General features: G+C 64.0%; 1 protein-coding gene. It reads left to right on the plus strand.

Translation table 11 applies throughout. The features are described from left to right. Nucleotides 1–135 precede the first annotated feature (135 nt). The coding region (locus GY725_15160; protein ID MCP4005527.1) for a molybdopterin-dependent oxidoreductase at nucleotides 136–642 on the plus strand (507 nt) is incomplete at its 3' end.

The following is a 642-nucleotide window of genomic DNA, read 5'->3' on the forward strand; positions in this document are numbered from 1 at the left end:
GATCTTCATTCTGCTCGGCATGGCCGGGACTGCCGGAGCGCTGGTGCTGTTCGACGTGGCCTGGCGCAATCGCTTCCGCGCCGTGCGACGACCCCTCGTACCCGATTCTCCCCTGGAAGGGAAGGGCTGATCACGATGGGTAGCAATCGCTGGATCAAGGACAAGGTCGATGCGGGCTCGCGGGGGTGGGAGGAGTTCTACCGCAACCGATGGCAGCACGACAAGATCGTCCGCAGCACCCACGGTGTCAACTGTACCGGCGGTTGCACGTGGCAAATCCACGTCAAGGACGGCATCGTCACCTGGGAGATGCAGGGGCTCGACTATCCCGAGATCGATCCCAAGCTGCCGCCCTACGAACCGCGTGGATGCCAGCGTGGCATCTCGTACTCGTGGTACCTGTACAGCCCGTTGCGAGTGAAATACCCGTACATTCGCGGCGCGCTGATCGACCTCTGGCGCAAGGCGCGGGCCCAACACGACGACCCCGTCGATGCCTGGAAATCCCTGACCAACGATCCCGTCGCGCGTGCGCGCTGGCAGCGGGCCCGGGGCAAGGGCGGATTCCGTCGGGCGAAATGGGACGAAGCACTCGAGATCATCGCCGCTTCTTGCGTCAACACGATCAAGGAACACGGCCCC

The sequence above is a fragment of the bacterium genome (genome assembly GCA_024226335.1).
GTDB lineage: Bacteria > Myxococcota_A > UBA9160 > SZUA-336 > SZUA-336 > JAAELY01.